The organism is Verrucosispora sioxanthis, assembly GCF_010560025.1.
GTDB classification, from domain to species: Bacteria; Actinomycetota; Actinomycetes; order Mycobacteriales; family Micromonosporaceae; genus Micromonospora; species Micromonospora palythoicola.
In genome coordinates, this window is the sequence record NZ_SAIY01000003.1 from 453,798 (window position 1) to 472,870 (window position 19,073).

Below are 19,073 nucleotides of genomic sequence, written 5' to 3' on the forward strand. Positions count from 1 at the left end.
CTGGATTCTTCCCGGCAGTCGATCTCGCCCCACGCTAACCGCAAACCCGCCGGCCGGCAGGGCTCGGACCGGCGGGCGGACAGGTTCGAAGTCAAGCTGTGACCCGGGCGGTCAGAGGCAGCACCAGCAGTAGAGGTGGTCACCGGCGGCCTGGGCACGGCGGGCGAGGGCGCTGATCTCCTCGATCACCGGCAGCAGTTCCCCTGGCGGCAGCGGATCACCCCAGGCCAGCTCCTCGATCTGCCCCCACCGCGCCGACAGCTCGGGTGACTGGGCGGCGGTGATCGAGGCCAGGGTGTCCCTGGTGGCGTCGTCGAGGGCGATCAACCATGGCCCTTCGTCGCCGCCGCTCCAGATCAGCCGTTGCTCGATCAGGTCGGTGGACCAGGCCAGCCCGCGCACGAAGCCGACCAGCTTGCCGAGGGTCACTGCCGGCTCGATGCCCTTGAGGTCGATCGCGTCGACCCCGGGGCGGCCCCCTGACACGGCGACCGGACCGCCGTCGAGCTCCGCCATCAGCCCGATCGCGGCGGCGTCGTCCGCCGCCCGAAAGTAGTCAGAGAGAACACCCATGGCCGTACCTCATCAGGTGGGTACGACAGCGCCCGCGCTACGGACAGTTGTTGCTGGTCAGCCGCAGCGTGTACTCGGCGTCGTCGTTGGTGATGCCCGACGGGGCGCCGTCGAAGTAGGTCTCCACCTTCTCCCAGCCGCGCCGCTGCTCGTAGTGCAGATGCGGGGCGCCGGAGTTGCCGGTGCTGCCGATTCGGCCGATCTGCTGGCCCTGGACGACCCGCTGGCCGGCCTGCACCAGCGGCGGCTCCAGCAGGTGCAGGTACTGGGTCTCCCACCGGCCGCCGTGGTCGATCTTCACCCAGTAGCCACCGCCACGACCCCGCGGGCCGTCCGGATTGTCCGGGGTACGACCACCAAGCGACCCGTTGATCCCGGCCACGGTGACGGTGCCCTCGTACGAGGCGAGCACCGGTTGCCCCCACGGGTCGCCGGAGAGCGGGAAGAAGTCCACGTCGTAGTCGCCGTGCCCCGGATAGGTACCGACCTGCCAGGTCTCCCCGCAGCCGACCGGCATCTGGAACAGCGGCCGGGGCCCCGGCGGACGCAGCACGATCACGGCCGCCACGGCCAGGGCGATCACGACAACGAGGCCGAACAGGAGCCCGAACCGGGTCCGGCGGGCGCGGCGGTGGGAACGGGGGTGGCCGGTCGTCACGGCCCAGAGCATGTCAGAGACCGGCAACCCCCCGTCGAGCGCCCTCAGGCCGGCACCGCCGGCACGGCGGGACCGCTCGGCGCCGGCACCGGCACCGGGAGCACCACCACCGGGCAGGTCGCCTTGCGTACGCACTCCTCGCTGACCGAGCCGAGCACGGTGTGCCGCAGCCGGCCGTGCCCGTGACTGCCCAGCACCAGCAGGTCGGCGCCACGGGCGGCGGCGGTCAGCACGTCGGCCGGCCGGCCCTCGACGACCTCGGCCGAGACCGGTGCCGTGGCCGCGCCCCGGGTGACCTCGCCGATCTCCCGGGCCAGCAGCGCGTTGGCCCGCTCCTCCTCCTCGATCGGGTTCGGTGCGACCATGGCACCACCGTCCAGGCCGTCCCACCGCCAGGCGGTGACCGCCTGCACGGTGCCGTTGCGCTCGGCCGCCTCACCGACCGCCCACCGCAGGGCACGCCGCCCGCCGTCCGAACCATCAACGCCGACAACGATCAGGTACGACATCGTCCTCACTCCTCTCCGTCCTGCTTCCAGTGCAGCGTGCGCGGCTGGTACGGACCAGCGGCCGGAGTCCCCTCCGGACAGGTCGGACGGCCCGGTCCCGGACGGGACCTGCGGTCCACTCGGCGTCGACGGTCGGCACCTGTCGATCATGGGGCCTTGTGACGCGTCACGATCACCTGGTAGACATCACATGTTTTGCCGACTAATACCTGACGCGGTGTCTGGGGGGCGACGGATGAAGCTGCTGCGAGTGGGCCCGCCGGGGCGGGAAACACCGGCACTGCTCGACGAGGCCGGACAACTGCGTGACCTCAGCGGCGTGACCGACGACCTGGACCCCGCATTCCTGGGCACCGACGGCCTGACCCGCCTGGCCGGCATCGCCCCGCACGATCTGTCTCCGATGGACCCCACCGACCTGCGGATCGGTCCTCCGCTGCGGCCCGGCAAGATCGTTTGCATCGGGCTGAACTACCGCGACCACGCCGCCGAGACCGGGGCGGCCCTGCCCGCCGAGCCGGTGGTCTTCCTCAAGGCGCCGGACACGGTGGTCGGTCCCGACGACCCGGTGCTGGTGCCCCGCGGCAGCACCAGGACGGACTGGGAGGTCGAGCTCGCCGTCGTCATCGGCCGCAAGGCGCGCTACCTGCCGTCGGCCGAGGCGGCGATGGACTGCGTCGCCGGGTACACCGTCTCCCACGACGTCTCGGAACGGGAGTTCCAGCTCGACCGGGGCGGCCAGTGGGACAAGGGCAAGTCCTGCGAGACGTTCAACCCGCTCGGCCCGTGGCTGGTGACCGCCGACGAGGTCCCCGATCCGCAGAACCTGCGGCTACGGCTCTGGGTCAACGGGGTGCTGCGGCAGGACGGCACGACGAAGGACATGGTCTTCCCGGTGGCCGAGATCGTCCGCTACCTGAGCCAGTTCATGGTGCTCTACCCCGGCGACGTGATCAACACCGGCACCCCGGCCGGCGTCGCCCTCGGGCAACCGGAACCCAAGCCGTACCTGGTCGCCGGGGACGTGGTCGAGTTGGAGATCGACGGCCTCGGCCGGCAACGTCAGACGCTGACACCCGCGTGACCGGCGACGGGCAGGGGGCCGCCGCCGGCAGACCCGCCGGCGCGGGCGAGTTCGCCGGGTTGGCGGCGGTGGTCACCGGTGGCGCCTCCGGCATCGGCCTGGCCACGGCCACCCTGCTCGCCGAGCGTGGCGCCCGGGTGGCCTGCCTGGACCTGAACCCGCGGCCGGTACCCGAGCCGTTGCTCGGCCTGGCCGCCGACGTGGCCGACGACGCGTCCGTGCGGGCCGCGATCACCACCGCCCACGAGGCGTTCGGCGGCCTCGACATCCTGGTCAACAACGCCGCCATCGGTGCGGTCGGCACCATCGAGGCCGACACCGACGACGATTGGCACCGGGTGTTCGACGTCAACGTGGTCGGCATCGTCCGGGTGAGCCGGGCCGCGCTGCCGTACCTGCGCGCCTCCGCGCACGCCGCGATCGTCAACATCGGCTCCATCGCCGCCTGGCTCGGGCTGCCGCAGCGGGCCCTCTACAGCGCCAGCAAGGGTGCGGTGCAGGCGCTCACCCTGGCGATGGCCGCCGACCACGTCGCCGCCGGCATCCGGGTGAACTGCGTCAACCCGGGCACCGCCGACACCCGTGGGTACGGCGGCTGCTCGACGCCGCCGACGATCCGGCGGCGGAGCTGGCCGCGCTTGCGGGCCCGCCAATGCCCTGGCCGCCTCACCACCCCGCAGGAGGTCGCCGCCGCCGTCGCCTACCTGGCAGTCCGCTGTCCGGATCAACCACCGGCAGCGTGCTGGCCGTCAGACAGCGGCATGCACGGCTTACGCCTGCCGACGCCGCCGAGCCGGGCAGAGCTGCCCGGTCCGCGGCTCGCCACGCCGACGCCGAGCCGGGACTGAGCGGCACGGTCTACGGCTTCCCACGACCCGGCGAGCCGGGCCGGAGCGGCAGCTCAGCGGGCGAGACCGACCGCCGGGCCGGCCTTGCGGACCGATCGGCGGGCCACCGCACCGCCCGGGTCACCGGGATGACCGGGCCCCACCACGTCGCCGCGAACGTCGGCGACGATGGTGGCGAGCAGATCCCGGCTGCTCCGCAGCGACTCGATCTTCTCGGTGAGCAGGTCCAACTCCCGCTGAAGCGTCTCGGCGAGGCGGGCCCGGTCGGCCGGCTCGTCGGGGATCGCCGCGCGGCCGTCCAGGAGGAACCGCAGTGCCTGTCCGACCACTCCGGACGGCAGCGCGGCCGACAGCATGCACCGGATGCGGGCCACCCGGTCGACGTCGGACTCCTGGTAGATCCGGTAGCCCGACTCGGTGCGTACCGGCGTCAGCAGCCCCTGTTCCTCGTAGTACCGCAGCATCCGCACCGACGCACCCGTCCGCGCACTCAACTCACCGATCCGCATCGCTTGACTCTAACGTCGATGTGAGGCTTTAGCGTCCGTCTGTGATCGTCTACGTGCTCTTCGTCTGCTCCTTCGCCGTGGCCACCGCCGAGTTCGTGCTGGTCGGCCTGCTCCCCCAGGTCGCCACCGACCTGGACGTCTCCGTGGCCGCCGCCGGTCAACTGGTCACCGCGTACATGATCGTGGTCACCGTGGGCGGCCCGGTCGCCACCGTGCTGACCCGCCGCCTGCCGCGCCGGGAACTGCTCGCCGGCACCATGGCGCTCGCCACGGTGTCCGCGGTGGCCAGCGCGATGGCCACCTCGTACCCGATGCTGCTGTCGGCCCGGTTGGGCTCGGCGCTGGCCCAGGCGCTGTTCATGGCGGTGGCCTCCCAGGTGGCGATGGCCTCGGTGCCGCCGGAGCGGCAAACCGTCGCGGTGGCCCGGCTGTTCGGCGGATTCGCCCTGGCCACTGTGCTCGGCCTGCCGCTGGGCAGCCTGATCGGTGAGGCGTACGGCTGGCCGGTCACCTTCGTGGCCGTGGCCGGCATGGCCGCGCTGGGGCTGCTCGGCGTGCTCGTCTTCTGCCCCCGCATCCCCACCCCGCCACCGGCCGGCGTCCGCGACAGCGTGGGTGCGCTGCTGCGTCCCGGCATCTACGCCGGACTCGGCGTCACCCTGCTGGCGCTCACCGGCTTCGTGGCCGCCTTCACCTACGTCGCCCCGATGTTGCGCACCGTCACCGGCCTGAGCCCCGGCTGGGTCAGCGTCGGCCTGGTCCTCTACGGCCTCGGCACCATCGCCGGCAACCTGCTCGCCGGACGGGTACGCCCCGAGGCGATCACCCGCCGGCTGCCCCTGGCCGTCGGCGCGTTGACGGCGATCCTGCTGGTGCAGCCGCTGCTGCTGCCGGTCGCTCCGCTGGCGCTGACCGGGCTGGCCCTGCTGGGCGCGGCGGCGTTCCTGGTCGTGCCGCTGGTCCAGACCTGGCTGATGGGTCAGGTCGACGCGGCCACCACCGGCCTGGTCGCCGCCGTCAACATCTCCGTCGCCGGCGCCGCCGGAGCCCTCGGCGCCGCGCTCGGCGGCACGGTGCTCACGGTCGGCCTCAGCCCGGCCTGGATCGGCCCGGTCGCCGCCGTCTCCGTCCTGGCCGCCACCATCGTCGCCACCCGCCTCACCCGGGTCACGTCGTCGCGCAGGCCCTCGTCAGACGCGCTGCTGGCGCAGTGACACGCGAGCCGGCTCCGTCCGGAGCCATGCCTGGTGCCGGCCCTGTCGAGCTGAGAGCGCGAACTAATCGCGACGACGGTCTTGGACACCTCAGGGGAGCCTGCGCCGGCGGTGACACTTTGGATCTGTGGCGGTCGCGGTAGTCGACACGCCGACCAGCTGACGCTTTTACTGCCACAGATCCTTCGGCAACCGGTTACGACGGCGCGGGCTGGGGCGGGAGGTCGGGGGCGAGGAGGCGTTGGCGTTCGGCGGCCACGACTTCCTGGACGAGTTCGGCCTCGGACAGGTCCACCGCCTCGGGGCTCGCGTCGGCCGTGTCGCTGACCCGGGCGAAGTCGTCGAAGATGCGGCGCTTGCCCGCCAGCAGTTCGGTGATCCGCTGGTCGACGCCCTCCTCGGAGAGCAGCCGGTGCACCTGCACCGACTGGACCTGCCCCATCCGGTGTGCCCGGGCGATGGCCTGCGCCTCGGTGGTGGGTTTGAGCTGCGGTTCACAGATGACGACGACGGAGGCGGACTGGATGTTGAGCCCGACGCCACCGGCCACGATCTGGGCCACCAGGGCGGCGCCATGGCGGGCGGCGGAGAACTCGTCCACCATCCGCTGCCGGTGGTTGGCGGGCACCGAGCCGGTCAGCGGACCGAAGACCGGGCCGGGCAGGGTCCGGGCGAGCAGGTCGAGGACCTCCCTGAAGTGGGAGAAGACGATGATCCGGCGCTCGTTCTCGGCCGCCTCCCGGACGAGCTCGACGAGGCGCCGCACCTTGGTGGACTCGGCCGCCGCAAGCATGGCCGCCTGGCGCATCTGCATGAAGTTGCCCCGCTCGACCGCCTCGCGGTAACGCCTGGTGTCCGCCGGAGACATCGGCAGCCACTCCTCGACCTCGATCAGTTCGGGCAGTTCGTCGAGCACGTCGTCCTGGTTGCGACGCAGGTACGCCGGTGCGATCTGCCGCCGGAACCGTGCTGGCGACAGGTCGGTGGCGTCGACGGTCAGGTCGGGGCGTACGTAGGAGGCGAGGTTACGGAACTCGTCGACCCTGTTCTCCAGCGGCGTACCGGTGAGCAGGATGGCCCGGTCGGCGCGTGCGACGAGTTCCTTCGTCCTGATCGACCGCTGCGCCTGGGGGTTCTTGACGTAGTGGGCCTCGTCGACCACGACGCACGCCAGGTCGGGCGACTCCGGTAGCCGCGGCCCCCACCAGGCGAGGGTCTCGTAGGTGGTGACCGCCACGCCTCCGTCCCGCTGCCAGGCACGGGCAGCGGTCTCGCGCCCCGCGCCGTGCACCCGGTGCGGACGCAGCGTCGACTTGCCGCTGATCTCGCGGACCCAGTTGGTCACCACGGCGGCGGGACACACCACCAGGAAATGGGTGTCTCCCCTGCTGCGCAGGTGTGCCAGCACCGCGAGCGCCTCGACGGTCTTGCCGAGGCCCATCTCGTCCCCGACGATGACCTTCCGCTGGACCAGGGCGAAGCGGGCGGCGAAGCTCTGGTAGCCGCGCAGGGAGGCGGTCAGGTGCGCGCCGTCGAGTGCCTGGTCGCGTACCGCCTCGATGATCTCGTCCGGGAGGTCGCCGTGCGCCGCGCGCTCGTCACCGCTGGCGAATCCCAGCTCGGCGAGCATGGCGAGGTAGTCGGCGGGGCGGGCGAGGAAGTCGTCCCACGGGTCGGCACGCAGGTTCCGTCGACCGGGCGCGGTCGACCTGCCGAGCAGCTCGGCTCGCCGTTCGACGATCTCGATGCTCTCGCGGAGACCGCTGGCGGCGAGCCCTCGGGTCGGCACCACCAGCAGGTGGCTGGTCCTGCGGTCGATGGTGCCGCCCAGCGGCGCGAGTTCGGCGGCGCGTTCGAGGTCGGCTGCCGCGCCGTGGGTGCGCCGGTGCGCGTCCCACTCGGCGAGGCACCGCAACAGGTGGGTGGTCTCCGGGTGGCGGTGGTCGACGTCGATGCGGACCGGCGTGTCGTCGTAGGTGGTCTGTCGCAGGGTGTGGGCCGCACCGATCAGGCGACGGGCCGAGGTCTCCCCGACACCCGGAAGCGCCTGAAGGGTCGCGCCCCGGTGCAGCACGTCCTGCACCGTGGTGACTCCGGCGTCGGTCAGTGGCCCGAGGCGGAACCGGTCCCGGGTGACGGTCCGTACCGCCTCCACCGGCATGTCCCGCAGGATGCGTTGCACCTCACGATGTCTGACCTGCTCGCCCGCTTCACGTGCCGCCGACCGGTACTTGGCCTCGCCGGCCACGACCTTGTCGATGGCGGCAAGTGCCGCCGGCAGGCCCCCGAAGACCGACCGGTCCACCAGCTCGGGCTCCCAGCCGACCCGACCCGCCAGCTCCGGCTCGAAGCCGCGCCGCCCGGCTGGCTCGAAGTCGCGCCGCCCGGCTGGCTCGGAGCCGCGCCGCTCAGCGGGATCAGAGCCGGGGCGCTCGGTGAGGAGTGCGAAGCGAAGGGCCGGGTCGAGTAGGTCGTCCAGGCCGTTCCGGGCCGGGTCAGGGGGTGCGGTGTGGACGCCGAGCTGCGCCAGACGCTCGGGCCCCTCGGCGGCGGTGACCTCCGCGTACCGGTGACGCAGGAACGTCGCCGCGGTGGCCGCCGATTGTCTCCTCGCCGGCCCGGTGAGGTAGCGGCGTACGTCGAGCATCGGCGCGAGGTCGGTGACGGCGCGGGGGGCGTCATCGGTGAGCAGGCGCAGCAGGGCACGGTCGGCGTTCGTCGTCGCGGGAAGCATGGCTCGTTCCCGTAGCCGTCGGACGATGTCGCGGTCGCTGTCCCCCAGCGGGAGTACGCGCCAGGCGGGCTTGCCGGACCGGTCGACCAGGATGCTGCGGGCCAGCATGGTGGCTTCGGCGCTGCCGGCCGCGTGCTGAACCGCCCGGTGCCAGTTCTTTGCCGTCGTGGCGAGCTGACCCCACCGTCTGAAGTCCGCCACGAGCCGACGGAGTTCTTCACGCTCGGCCTTGTCCATCCGCACCCCGGCCCGGTACCCCGCCAGCCACCCGCCCATGCCGCATAGCTGACCATGCCGCCTGCCCGACCACGGCACACGCCTCACCACGCCGCGCTCCCGACATGGCACGTGGCGGCGCCCGCTCGGGCGCCGGCCGGTCATTCCGGCGCGGCCCCGTTGTCGACCAGCCGGAAACGCGTGGTCAGCGCGGCGTCGCCCAACTCCTCCAGGATCAGGCCCCGGGTCGCCGAGTTCTGTAGGTAGGCCGAGTGGCTGCTGATCGCGTACGTCGGTTCGCCGGCGCGTTGTCCACTCCGGACGACCGTGAACTGCTGTCTCGGCTCCTGCGGCGCGCAGGCGGCCGCCACCACCCGCAGCGGCTGGCTGCCCGACGACCGCACCTCCCAGCACACGTCGGTCGCTCCGCCGCCCCGCTCGGCGGCCCGGACCTGGTAGGTGTCGGAGCCCAGGGGCGTGAACACGAACAACTGGCGGCCCTCGGCGCCGTCGACCTCGGCGAGGCGGCCGTCGGCGAGCAGTGACAGCCCACCGCTCTGCTCGGCCGCGCGGACGACGGTCACCTGCCGCCGCCCGGACAGCAGCGGGTCGTTGCTCGGCGGGCCGGACGTGGCGGCCGGGTCGGGGCTGGTCGACGTGGTGGCCGGGGCCGTCGTCGGGCCAGCCGGCCCGACGGGAAGGAGTCCGGATCTCCCGATGGACGGGCCAGGACCGCGCCGGCACCGAGCAGACCGACGAGTACGGCGGCCAGGGTGACGGATGCCGCCTGTCGGCGGCGGCGACGGGTGTCGCCCCGGCGTCGGACGTCGGCCGCGGCCGGCACCCTGCCCTGCCGGCCGTGCCCGGCCAACGCGCGCAGGACCTCGTCGAGGTGCGGCTCAGGAACCATCACTGCCCTCCCCCGCCCGTGGTCTCGTATGCGTCGTCGCTGAGGTGCACGGCGAGGGCCCGGCGTCCCCGGGCCAGCCGCGTCTTGACGGTGTTCACGTTGCAGCCGATCTCCGCCGCGATCTCGGTCACGCTGAGCCCGACCAGGTGGTGCAGCACCACCACCCGCCGCTGCTCGGCGGAGATGCGGCGCAGCGCCGACACCACCGCCACATGATCGACCGAGGTCGCCTCGACCTGCTGGCCGGCCGCCTCCCGCCGGTGGGCACGCAGCCGGTTCACCGCCTTGCGCCACGCGCTCACCGCGATCCGATAGGCGACGCGGCGGACCCACGCCTCCGGGCTGTCGCACTCCCGCACCGACGCCCAGCGGTCCCAGGCCCTGGCGTACGCCTCCGCCACCGCGTCCTCGGCCTCGGCGCGGCTGCCGGTCATCGCGGACAGGTGGCCCAGGACCCGCTGCGCCGACGCCGCGTAGAAGGCGTCGAACTCCTCAGCGTCGCGTTTCACTCACGTTCCCACCCGTACTGTCGCTGCTGATCGTGCCCGGCGGACGACGCACGCCCCCGGGCCGGGACCGGGGGCGCCAGGGGTGCCCTACCTTCGGGGTGCCGGTCCGGTGTCGGTGAACCGGAAGCTACTCGCCGGAGGGGCGTCGCCCAACTCCTCCATGATCAGACCGGATCGCGCGGAGTCCCGCAGGTACGCCCACCGGTTGCTGATCAGGTACTCACGGGGACCACCGTCGGCGACGGCGGTGATCTCGAAGCGCTGGGCCGGGTCGTCGGCCCGGCAGGTGGTGCCCCGCACGTACAGCGGCCGGCTGTCGCCCGGGTTGCGTACCTGCCAGCAGACCGGCTGCCCGGTGCCGCCGCCGTAGTAGGCCTTGACGAGGAACTGTCCCGAACCCACCGGGGTCGGCACGAACACCTGCCGGCCCCGGTCGTCGTCCACCTCCGCCAACCGGCCGCCGTCGAGCAGCGCCAGCCCGGACTCGAAGGCACCGACCCGGACGATGGTGACCCGGCGCTTGCCGGACAGCAGCGGATCCCCCGCCGACGTGGGCCGTGGCGTGGCCGCCGACGCCGCACCGTCGGGCGACCGGACACCCGCCACCGCGACCGGCTCGCCGGAGGCCGGACCCATGGAGTACATGCCCACGGCGGTACCGGTCAGCACCACCAGGCCCGCAGCGGCGAGCCACCTACCCAGCAACACGATTCCTCCCGAGCTGCTCAGCACCGGGGTCAGCCACCGGGTGGCGGCTGATCCTCGGTCGATTCAGCGAGATGACGCGTACGGCTGGTGGAGGGTTTCACGGTCGGTCGAATCTCTTGCGTCCGGCTGCACCCGGCCGGATCGCGGGCCGTCAGCCCAGCTTGACCAGGCGCATGCCGGTGCGGATCAGCACCACCGCGCCACCGGCGGCCATGACCAGGCCGACGCCGGGCATCAGTTGCCCCCAGGCGCCGGTGCTGGCGCTGAGGCTGATCAGGCGGGCCACCTGCCATCCGACGATGGCGGCGACGACCAGCCCGGGGATCAGGCTGTGCGCGATGGCCACCTTGCGGTACGGCAGCAGGGCGCCGGCGACGGCGAGGAACGCCATGCTCAGCGTCCACAGACCGGGACCGGCCGCACCGGAGAGTGACCCGAACGGCGTGATGACCCAGGGCAGCAGCGAGCCGACAAGCGCGAGCACGCCGCCGACGATCATGCCGAGACTGCCGGCGTGGAAGACGCGCCGGCGAACCGGGGCGGCGGTGGATGCGGTGTCGGCCATGTCCGGATGCTAGGCGCTGCGCGCCGTTGACCGGACGGGCAGATCGGTGAGCGGTCGGGCGGGATCGGTGGACGGGCGGACCGGGCCCGCGAAAACCACGAAAGCGGACGATTCAGCATCCCCGTCCGGGCCGTTCGACCGTTCGCGGAGTCCAACGGACCGCTCGGCGACCCGAAGCCGCACCTGACCGGATCAACTCTTGCCTGGCCAGGCTGCGTCACGTTCGCTTCGCAGACCACAGGTGTGACCGACCGCACAGCCACGTCGAGCAGTACGGCGACGCGGGTGGGCGGGTCGGGCCCCGGCACCAGCACCGCGTCACCACCAACCGGGCGCCGTGTCGCAGGCCCCTCGCCGGATCTACCGGTTCCATACCGACTAGGAGGCTCCAGACATGACCGAGGTAACCCCCGACAAGGAGACCCGTGGCGGTGAACCGCCACCGGCGGCACCACCACCGGCGTCCCCGCCGGACAACGGCTGGCGCAAGGAATACTGGAGCCGCAACCTGCGGCTCATGGTGATTCTCCTGGCCGTCTGGTTCGTCGTCTCGTTCGGCTTCGGAATTCTGCTTGTCGAACCGCTCAACAACATCGTCATCGCCGGATTCCCGCTCGGCTTCTGGTTCGCCCAGCAGGGATCGATCTACGTCTTTGTCATTCTCATCTTCGTGTACGCGAAGATGATGGATCGCCTCGACAACCAGTTCGGCGTGGACGAGCAGGAGACCGAGGGGGCTGACAAATGAGTCAGATCCAGATCTGGACCCTCGTCTTCATTGTCGGCTCGTTCGCCGTCTACCTCTACATCGCCTGGCGCAGCCGGGTGAAGGAGACCGCCGGCTTCTACGTCGCCGGCCAGGGCATCCCCACCATCGCCAACGGTGCCGCGGTGGCGGCCGACTGGATGTCGGCCGCGTCGTTCATCTCGATGGCCGGCCTGATCGCGTTCCTCGGCTCCGACGGCACCATCTACCTGATGGGCTGGACCGGCGGCTACGTGCTGCTGGCCCTGCTGATCGCCCCGTACCTGCGCAAGTGGGGCAAGTTCACGGTGCCCGAGTTCGTCGGTGACCGGTACTCGGAAACCGTGCGCACCATCGCCGCCGTGGCCGCGATCATCATCTCCTTCACCTACGTGGTCGGACAGATGCGCGGTGGCGGCATCGTCTTCAGCCGGTTCCTCAAGCTGGACGTGACCCAGGGCGTCATCCTCGCCGCCGTGATCATCGGGCTCTACGCGGTGCTCGGCGGCATGAAGGGCATCACCTGGACCCAGGTGGCGCAGTACACGGTGCTGATCGTCGCCTACCTGATTCCCGCCTTCGCGGTCGCCCAGCAGATGACCGGAATTCCGATTCCGCAGGTGTCGTTCGGCCAGATCCTCGACGAGCTGAACGCGATAAGCGTCGAGATGGGATTGAACCAGTACACCGAGGCGTTCGCGGCCCGGCCGCAGATCGACGTCTTCCTGGTGACGATGGCGCTGATGATCGGTACGGCCGGTCTGCCGCACGTCATCGTCCGGTTCTACACGACGAAGACCGTACGCGGTGCCCGCTATTCGGCGTTCTGGGCGCTGTTCTTCATCGCCCTGCTCTACACCACCGCCCCGGCGGTGGGTGCCTTCACCAAGCTGAACCTGCTCCAGGACGTCAACGGGGTGTCGGCCGACGCGCTGCCCAGGTGGATCGAGAACTGGGCGGCGACCGGGCTGGTCACCGTCAGCGACGGCGCGACGACAATCAACACGGTCAGCAACAGCCCGACCTCCGGCGCCGACCTGATCGTCAACAACGACATCCTGGTCCTCGCCAGTCCCGAGATCGCCGGCCTGCCGGCGCCGATCGTGGGTCTGGTGGCGGCCGGCGGCATGGCCGCCGCGATGTCCACGGCGGCCGGACTGCTGCTGGTGATCTCGTCGTCGTTCTCGCACGACCTGTACTTCCGTCGGGTCAAGCGGGACTCCACCGACAAGCAGCGACTGCTCGCCGGTCGGATCGCCATGGGTCTCGCGGTCCTCGTCGCCATCTACGCCGGCATCAACCCGCCCGCGTTCGTGGCGCAGGTGGTCGCCTTCGCCTTCGGCCTGGCGGCGTCGACCTTCTTCCCGGCCATCGTGCTCGGCATCTTCTGGAAACGATGTAATGCCACCGGCGCGGCGGCCGGCATGGTGACCGGTCTGGTGTTCACCGCCAGCTACATGATCTACACGCTGCCGGTGTTCGGCACCGCGGCCAACCCGCACATCTTCGACATCAGCCCGGAGGGCATCGGCACCATCGGCGCGATCGTCAACATCGTCGTCACCGTCGTGGTGTCGAAGATGACGGCACCACCGCCGGACGACATCGTCGAGATGGTGGAGAGCATCCGCTACCCGGCCACCCGGCGGGAGGTGACCGCCGGCACCGCCGCCGACGCCGCCTGACCCACAGCCATATCGAGAACCACCGGTCGCCGGTCCCGCCATCGACGTTGGGGCCGGCGACCGGCCGTGGGCCGTACCCGCGGCCTGCGCGGCTCGGTCCGACGAGCGGGCCGGAGGTGTGAGGTGGCTTACCTCTGGATCAAGCGGGAATCAGCGCACCGCCGGTGGGTTGCAGGCAGGTATGAGCATCGCACCACGTCCCGCCCCGTCCTCCGGCCGGCGGGAGGCCCTCCGGTGAGCGGCGTCGACACCGCCGCACCACCGGCCGCGCTGATGCCGGGCGACCTGATGAACCGCCGCCAGCGCCTGCGCCTCATCCTCGTCCTCGGCTCACTGATCGCGGTGGGTCCGCTGACCATCGACATGTACCTTCCCGCGCTGCCCTCGATCGTCGACGACCTCGGCACCACCTCGGCGGCGGTCCAACTGACCCTCACCGGCACCCTCATCGGCCTCGCCCTCGGACAACTGCTGATCGGCCCGCTCTCCGACGCCGTCGGCCGGCGGGCACCGCTGATCGCCGGCACGGCGCTGCACATCGCGGCGTCCGTGTGCTGCGCCCTCGCCCCGAACATCACCGTGCTCGGCGCGCTGCGGGTGATCCAGGGCCTGGGTGCGGCGGCAGCCGCCGTCATCGCCATGGCCGTGGTCCGGGACCTGTTCAGCGGCACGGCCTTCGCCCAACTGCTGTCCCGCCTGTTGCTCGTGATGGGCGCCGCCCCGATCCTCGCGCCGACCCTCGGCAGCGAGTTGCTGCGGTGGACGCAGTGGCGCGGGGTGTTCGCCGCCCTCGCGGTCTTCGGCGTACTGCTGCTGCTGATCGCGATGCTCGGCCTGCCGGAGACGTTGCCGCCGCTGCGGCGCCAGCGCGGCGGTGTGCTGCCCACCGTCCGGCTCTACGGCTCGCTGCTGCGTGACCGCGCCTTCGTCGGGCTGGTGCTGGTGGCCGGGCTGGCCATGGCGGCCCTGTTCGCCTACGTCGGCGGCTCCTCGTTCGTCCTGCAGGAGCGGTACGGGCTCGACGAGCAGCAGTTCGGGCTGGCGTTCGGTGCCGGCGCGGTGGGACTGATCGCGGCCACCCAGGGCAACGTACGCCTGCTGCGTCGCTGGTCCCCGCAGCGGATCCTGGTGACCGCCCTGATCGTCGGCTCGGCCGCCAGCCTGGTGCTGCTCGGCCTCGCCGCGACCGGCACCGGTGGCCTGCCGGCGCTGCTCGCGTCGCTCTGGGTGGTGCTCGCGGCGGCCGGCCTGGCGCTGCCCAACGCTCCCGCCCTGGCGCTGACCCGGCACGGCGAGGCGGCCGGCACCGCCTCCGCCCTGCTCGGCGCGGTGCAGTTCGGCATCGGAGCGGTGGCCGCTCCTCTCGTGGGTGTGCTCGGCACCGGTGCCGTGGCGATGGCCCTGGTGATCGCCGGCGGAATGGTCTCGGCTCTGGTCGTGCTCGTCGTGGTGGTCCGCCCCGGCCAGCTCTCCGTGCCGGAGCCGGTGGAGGCGATGGCCGTCGCCGCCCACTGAGGACTCCGGCCCGCCGGTGTCGGTGGGTTGCTCTACCGTGCGGCGGCGTGAACGCAGTGCAGACGTATCGGTACCTCGCCCCCTCCGCCCTCCGGCAGCGGTCGCTCGCGCTACAGACCAGCGGCGGTCCCACGCCCAATCCTCGCTTCTTCACCGGTTTCCTCACCACCGGGCAGGCGGCCGCGGTCGGTCTGCTGGCCGTGGCCGAGGTGGCCCGCACCCGATACCACCGGCCGGTCAGCCCAGCCAGCCTCGACCCGGTGGTGACCGGCAGTCGCGACCGGCTCCGCTTCGAGTCCTTCTCCGGCTGCTGCGGCGTGTACGCGCGGCTCGACGTGCTGCCCGCCGGGCTCGACGGTGCGGTGTCCGAGCACGGCACCACAAACGTCGACGTGAACACACCACTGCGCGACGCACTGGCCCGGGTCGGCGGTCTGGATCCGCTGCACCTGTCGGTCGGTCCGGACGATCTCACCGTCTCAACCCTGGACGGTGCGGTGGTGGAGAAGAAGGTGCTGCTGCCGGTGCGCTGGCTGCGCGGCTTCGCCGAGGTGCAGGTCCTCGCGGCCCGGTTCGAGCCCTGGCGGAGCTGCCGGCGGCCGAGGCCGCCGCCTTCCTGCGCCGGCTGCCCAGGGGCAGCGACCGGTCGGTGCTCTGGGTGGTGCCGGCCGGCCGGTCACTGCGGCTGACCTCCCGCCCCGTCGCCGGAGCGGTCTGCCTGGCCGGGGCCGGCCGGCTGGTCGCGCTGCACCCGCTGCTGCGCTTCGCGAAGACCCTGCGGGTGTACGGCCCGACGGTGGCTGTCGGTGCTGCCCCGGCACCAAGCGTCTGGGAACTGGACACCGGCGCGCTGCGGCTGTCGCTGACCCTCTCCCCCGAGCCGTACCGGGGTTTCTCCGGCGAGGGGGCCGCCCTCGCCGCGCTCGCCGGAGACGATGTCGTCGACGACGCCGACCTCGTCTCCGCCCTGCTGTCCTGGGATCCGACCATCGAGCCGGACCGGCTGGCCGAGCAGGCCGGCATCGACGCGGAACGGGTTCGGGGCGCGCTGGCCCAGCTCGGCACCGCCGGCCGGGTCGGTTACGACGTGGCCGAGGCGGCGTACTTCCACCGGGTGATGCCGTACGACGCGGGCCGTGCCGAGCGGGACAATCCCCGGCTGGTCGGTGCCCGGGCGCTGCTCGACGCCGGGGCGGTACAGCTCGACGGCGCGGCGGCGACGGTCCGCAGCGGCGACCAGGTGTACCGGGTCCGCCAGCTGCCCGACGGCGGGCTGACCTGCACCTGCCCCTGGTGGGCGAAACACCGGGGGCAACGCGGCCCGTGCCGGCATGCCCTGGCCTCCCGGATGCTGGCCACCGAGCGGGTCGAGGAGCGGGTGTGACGCGGTCGGCGGAGAGCACGGTACGACGTCGGCGGGAGTTGGCGGCCGGCGGCACGAGCGACCTGTTCGCCCTGGTGAGCAGCGGCGATGCCGATGGGGTCGCGGCGGCCCTGGAGGGCCTGCCGGAGCAGCGTCGCCGGGAGATCGGCGTCGAGCTGACCGCCTGGTTCAAGCAGCGTGACCGGGACACCTGGTGGTCGGCCGGCACCGGGACCGCCCTGGCGGTCGCCGTGGTCGGCTGCCTGCCCACCGCCGCCCAGGCCGCGGCGATCCTCGGTCGTCCCTCGGTCAACCCGCACGGTCGCCGCGCGGCCGAGCTGATCCGGCGGGTGGCGCAGGAGCGCGGCGTCGACTGGCTGGTCGACCTGGCCCACCGGATCGCCGCCCGGTTCCGGCAGGACACCTGGGTCGGCCGGTGGCATTTCGTCGCCACGCTGCTGCACGCCGAGGGCGGCGCACCACCGACCGACGACCGGTGCGTACAGCTGTGGTTGACCGCGGTCGAGTCCCCGGACCGGTTCCACCAGGGCCAGCCGGCGCCGGTGGTGGACCGGCTGCGCGACGATCCGTTCCTGGCCACCATGCTGCCCCGACTGTTCGAGGTGGACGGCATCGGCGTCCAGATGATGTTCGTCGCCGCCCACGAGAACTGGAACGATCCGGGCCGGCCCGCTCTGCCGGCCGCCCTGGCCCAGCTCGCCGCCGAAGACGTGGTCGACCGGGCGCTGCTGTTCGACGGTGCGATCGGCCGGCTGCTGCGCGGCGACCGACCCGCCGCGCTGCGCGCCTTCACCACCCTGCTCGACCAGCTCGCGCCGACCACCACCGAGGTCACCGCCCGGGTCACCGACTACCTGCGGCTGCTCGTCGACGCCCCCGCGCCGGTGGCCACCATGGCCCAGAAGGCGCTGCGGAAGCTGCCCGAACTGGAGCTGGAGTCGATCCTCGACACCTCCCGGCAGATGCTCACCCGACCCGACAAGACACTTGTCAGGACCCAGCTCACCTGGCTCGACCAACTCGCCCGCCGGCACCGGGACCGGGCCGCCGAGATCGCCGAGGTGATCGCGGTGGCCACCGAGCATCCCGCGGTGGAGTTGCGGGAGCGGGCGACGGATCTGGCTGCCCGGCGCGGCGTCGAGCCGGCACCGGTCGGCCCGGCGCTGACCTGGCCACGCGGCGACGACCTGCCCCCGCCCGCGCCGCCGGGACCGGTCCCCGAACCGATCGTCGACCTGGACGAGTTGACCGAGGAGGTTGCCGCCCTGCTCGGCACGCCGTACCAGGGGGCACCTCTGGAGCGGATCCTCGACGGGCTGGTCCGGCTCACCGCGGCCGACGGGCCCCGGGTACGCGCCGCCCTCGACCCGGTGATCGAGCGGCGGCACTGGTCGTGGGCCAACGAGCACCGGTGGGATCCGCTCTGTCTCTGCGAGACGGTGGTCGAGGTGTTCCGCAGCGCCGGAGTCAGCCGCACCGACCGGCGCCGGGAACGGTGGGAGAAACTCCTGACGGCGGTACACCGACCCGGCGCGACACCGGAGCTGGCGGTCACCGATCCCAAGGTGCCACCGGTCCACCGACTGTTGCGGGCCCGGCTGGCCGAGATCGGCGCGCACCTCGACGAGCCGGGACAGTCCGGCCTGCTGGCCCTGCCCACCTCGACCAACGGGCTGCTCGACCCGATGGCGCTCCTGGAACGGCTCACCGCGCTCGGTGACCGCGAGCCCGGGCAGTGGGATCTCACCCAGGCGTTGCTGCGGCTACCCACCGAGGCCGACGAGACCCTCGCCGCGAAGGCGGCGGCGCTCGGCACGGCAGCCGGTCAACGGTTCGCCGCCTGGCTGCGCGACGGCGGCCTGCCCCAGCCGGTCATCCGGTCCCGCACCGTCACCCGCGACCCGCGCCGGGGCAACCGCCACTGGGAGTGGGCGTACCTGCCGGCCGAGCGGATCCTTGTCGACCTGACACCACCGGCCGGCACAGTCGACCGGTACGGGCTGCTGACCGCGCCGGCCACTCCACTCGGCGGCGACCACTCCGGGTGGGTGCACCTGTGGCCGTCGCTGCTGCCCCGCCACCGGGGCGTGGTCACCGCGTACGCCCTGCCGTTGGTCGCCGGTGCCGCGGACATGGACGAGCGCGACGGTGCCGCGGTGCTGCCCCTGCTCGCGGAGATCGAAGGCCCGGGCGGGGCGGCCCTCGACCTGGCGGTGGCCTACGGCCTCAGCGCCCGGCACGGCCCGGACCGGGTGGCGACGGTGGACGCGCTGCTCACCCTCGCCGCCGCCGGTGAGCTCGATGCGGCCGGCACCGGGGCGCAACTCGGCACCCTGGCATCCCGGCAACTGGTGAAGCTGACCCGGGTCGTCGAACCGGTGCGCGACGCCGCGCAGGCAGGAGCGCCGCTCACCGTGTGGCGGCTGCTGGCCGCCGCGCTCCCGGCGCTGCTGGCCGCGCCCACGCCACCGCGTGGCCTGCCGGATCTGCTGACCCTGGCGGCGGAGACGGCAACCGTGACCGGCGTACGGATCGAGGTGCCCGGCCTGTCCGACGTGGCCGGGCGGGTCGGCTCCAGCCGCCTGGTCACCGAAGCCCGCCGCCTGCACAAGGCACTGGCCGAGGCGTGACGCACCGGAACGCCTCGGACCTGCCGAGCCCGGCGTGGTCCGCTGGCACGAGCGTGGACATGTGAATCGTGGTCCGT

General features: G+C 72.5%; 19 protein-coding genes. 9 read left to right on the forward strand and 10 right to left on the reverse strand.

Annotated elements, in window-relative coordinates:
* Window positions 1–111 precede the first annotated feature (111 nt).
* The 3 genes from ENC19_RS11335 to ENC19_RS11345 are packed head-to-tail and all read right to left on the reverse strand — an operon-like array spanning window position 112 to window position 1,740.
* Window positions 112–573 (reverse strand): hypothetical protein, encoded by a 462-nt coding sequence (locus ENC19_RS11335; protein ID WP_164447133.1) that lies wholly within the window; start codon window positions 571–573, stop codon window positions 112–114.
* Between the two features lie 37 nt (window positions 574–610).
* Window positions 611–1,231, reverse strand: a complete 621-nt coding sequence (locus tag ENC19_RS11340; RefSeq protein WP_309246064.1) for a M23 family metallopeptidase — start codon at window positions 1,229–1,231, stop codon at window positions 611–613.
* A gap of 44 nt (window positions 1,232–1,275) precedes the next feature.
* A complete protein-coding gene (locus ENC19_RS11345) occupies window positions 1,276–1,740 on the reverse strand; it encodes a universal stress protein (RefSeq protein WP_164447135.1) in 465 nt (154 codons plus the stop codon).
* Between the two features lie 235 nt (window positions 1,741–1,975).
* Between ENC19_RS11345 and ENC19_RS11350 the strand changes: the two genes are divergently transcribed.
* Together ENC19_RS11350 and ENC19_RS11355 are read left to right on the forward strand one after the other, a co-directional pair.
* Window positions 1,976–2,824, forward strand: coding sequence for a fumarylacetoacetate hydrolase family protein (locus ENC19_RS11350; protein WP_164447136.1), 849 nt, complete (start codon window positions 1,976–1,978; stop codon window positions 2,822–2,824).
* Window positions 2,821–3,672 (forward strand): SDR family NAD(P)-dependent oxidoreductase, encoded by an 852-nt coding sequence (locus ENC19_RS11355; RefSeq protein WP_328824220.1) that lies wholly within the window; start codon window positions 2,821–2,823, stop codon window positions 3,670–3,672. Before ENC19_RS11350 ends, ENC19_RS11355 begins: the two co-directional genes overlap by 4 nt.
* A 53-nt stretch (window positions 3,673–3,725) precedes the next feature.
* On the opposite strand, the gene ENC19_RS11360 is transcribed toward ENC19_RS11355, so the two are convergent.
* Window positions 3,726–4,181, reverse strand: a complete 456-nt coding sequence (locus ENC19_RS11360; protein ID WP_164447137.1) for a MerR family transcriptional regulator — start codon at window positions 4,179–4,181, stop codon at window positions 3,726–3,728.
* A gap of 41 nt (window positions 4,182–4,222) precedes the next feature.
* On the opposite strand from ENC19_RS11360, the gene ENC19_RS11365 reads away from it, so the two are divergent.
* Window positions 4,223–5,395, forward strand: coding sequence for an MFS transporter (locus ENC19_RS11365; protein WP_164447138.1), 1,173 nt, complete (start codon window positions 4,223–4,225; stop codon window positions 5,393–5,395).
* 196 nt (window positions 5,396–5,591) lie between these two features.
* On the opposite strand, the gene ENC19_RS11370 is transcribed toward ENC19_RS11365, so the two are convergent.
* The 6 genes from ENC19_RS11370 to ENC19_RS11390 all read right to left on the reverse strand — a co-directional run bounded on the left by ENC19_RS11370 (window position 5,592) and on the right by ENC19_RS11390 (window position 11,037).
* Entirely contained in the window at window positions 5,592–8,405 is a 2,814-nt protein-coding gene (locus ENC19_RS11370) for a DEAD/DEAH box helicase (RefSeq protein WP_235944658.1), read from the reverse strand.
* Window positions 8,406–8,506: 101 nt separating this feature from the next.
* Window positions 8,507–8,929, reverse strand: coding sequence for a hypothetical protein (locus ENC19_RS30140; RefSeq protein ID WP_235944659.1), 423 nt, complete (start codon window positions 8,927–8,929; stop codon window positions 8,507–8,509).
* Window positions 8,926–9,255 carry a hypothetical protein gene (locus ENC19_RS30145; RefSeq protein WP_235944660.1) on the reverse strand — a complete coding sequence of 110 codons (330 nt, stop codon included), beginning with the start codon at window positions 9,253–9,255 and terminating at the stop codon, window positions 8,926–8,928. Before ENC19_RS30145 ends, ENC19_RS30140 begins: the two co-directional genes overlap by 4 nt.
* Window positions 9,255–9,764 (reverse strand): sigma-70 family RNA polymerase sigma factor, encoded by a 510-nt coding sequence (locus ENC19_RS11380; protein ID WP_164447139.1) that lies wholly within the window; start codon window positions 9,762–9,764, stop codon window positions 9,255–9,257. Before ENC19_RS11380 ends, ENC19_RS30145 begins: the two co-directional genes overlap by 1 nt.
* An 87-nt stretch (window positions 9,765–9,851) precedes the next feature.
* A complete protein-coding gene (locus ENC19_RS11385) occupies window positions 9,852–10,472 on the reverse strand; it encodes a hypothetical protein (RefSeq protein WP_164447140.1) in 621 nt (206 codons plus the stop codon).
* A 151-nt stretch (window positions 10,473–10,623) separates the two neighbouring features.
* Entirely contained in the window at window positions 10,624–11,037 is a 414-nt protein-coding gene (locus tag ENC19_RS11390) for a hypothetical protein (protein WP_164447141.1), read from the reverse strand.
* Window positions 11,038–11,431: 394 nt separating this feature from the next.
* Here ENC19_RS11390 and ENC19_RS11395 point away from each other — a divergent pair, with 394 nt between their 5' ends.
* From ENC19_RS11395 to ENC19_RS11415, 6 genes are all read left to right on the forward strand, one after another.
* A complete protein-coding gene (locus ENC19_RS11395; protein ID WP_164447142.1) occupies window positions 11,432–11,785 on the forward strand; it encodes a DUF4212 domain-containing protein in 354 nt (117 codons plus the stop codon).
* Window positions 11,782–13,467, forward strand: a complete 1,686-nt coding sequence (locus ENC19_RS11400; RefSeq protein ID WP_164447143.1) for a sodium:solute symporter family protein — start codon at window positions 11,782–11,784, stop codon at window positions 13,465–13,467. The genes ENC19_RS11395 and ENC19_RS11400 overlap by 4 nt, the downstream gene beginning before the upstream one ends.
* Before the next feature lie 288 nt (window positions 13,468–13,755).
* Window positions 13,756–14,982, forward strand: a complete 1,227-nt coding sequence (locus ENC19_RS11405) for a multidrug effflux MFS transporter (protein ID WP_164447389.1) — start codon at window positions 13,756–13,758, stop codon at window positions 14,980–14,982.
* Window positions 14,983–15,029: 47 nt separating this feature from the next.
* The gene (locus tag ENC19_RS30150) at window positions 15,030–15,671 is read left to right on the forward strand and encodes a hypothetical protein (RefSeq protein ID WP_235944661.1); all 642 of its coding nucleotides are present in this window, start codon (window positions 15,030–15,032) and stop codon (window positions 15,669–15,671) included.
* Window positions 15,632–16,366, forward strand: coding sequence for an SWIM zinc finger family protein (locus ENC19_RS31385; protein WP_328824221.1), 735 nt, complete (start codon window positions 15,632–15,634; stop codon window positions 16,364–16,366). The genes ENC19_RS30150 and ENC19_RS31385 overlap by 40 nt, the downstream gene beginning before the upstream one ends.
* Window positions 16,363–18,996, forward strand: a complete 2,634-nt coding sequence (locus ENC19_RS11415; protein ID WP_328824222.1) for a DUF6493 family protein — start codon at window positions 16,363–16,365, stop codon at window positions 18,994–18,996. The genes ENC19_RS31385 and ENC19_RS11415 overlap by 4 nt, the downstream gene beginning before the upstream one ends.
* Window positions 18,997–19,073 lie beyond the last annotated feature (77 nt).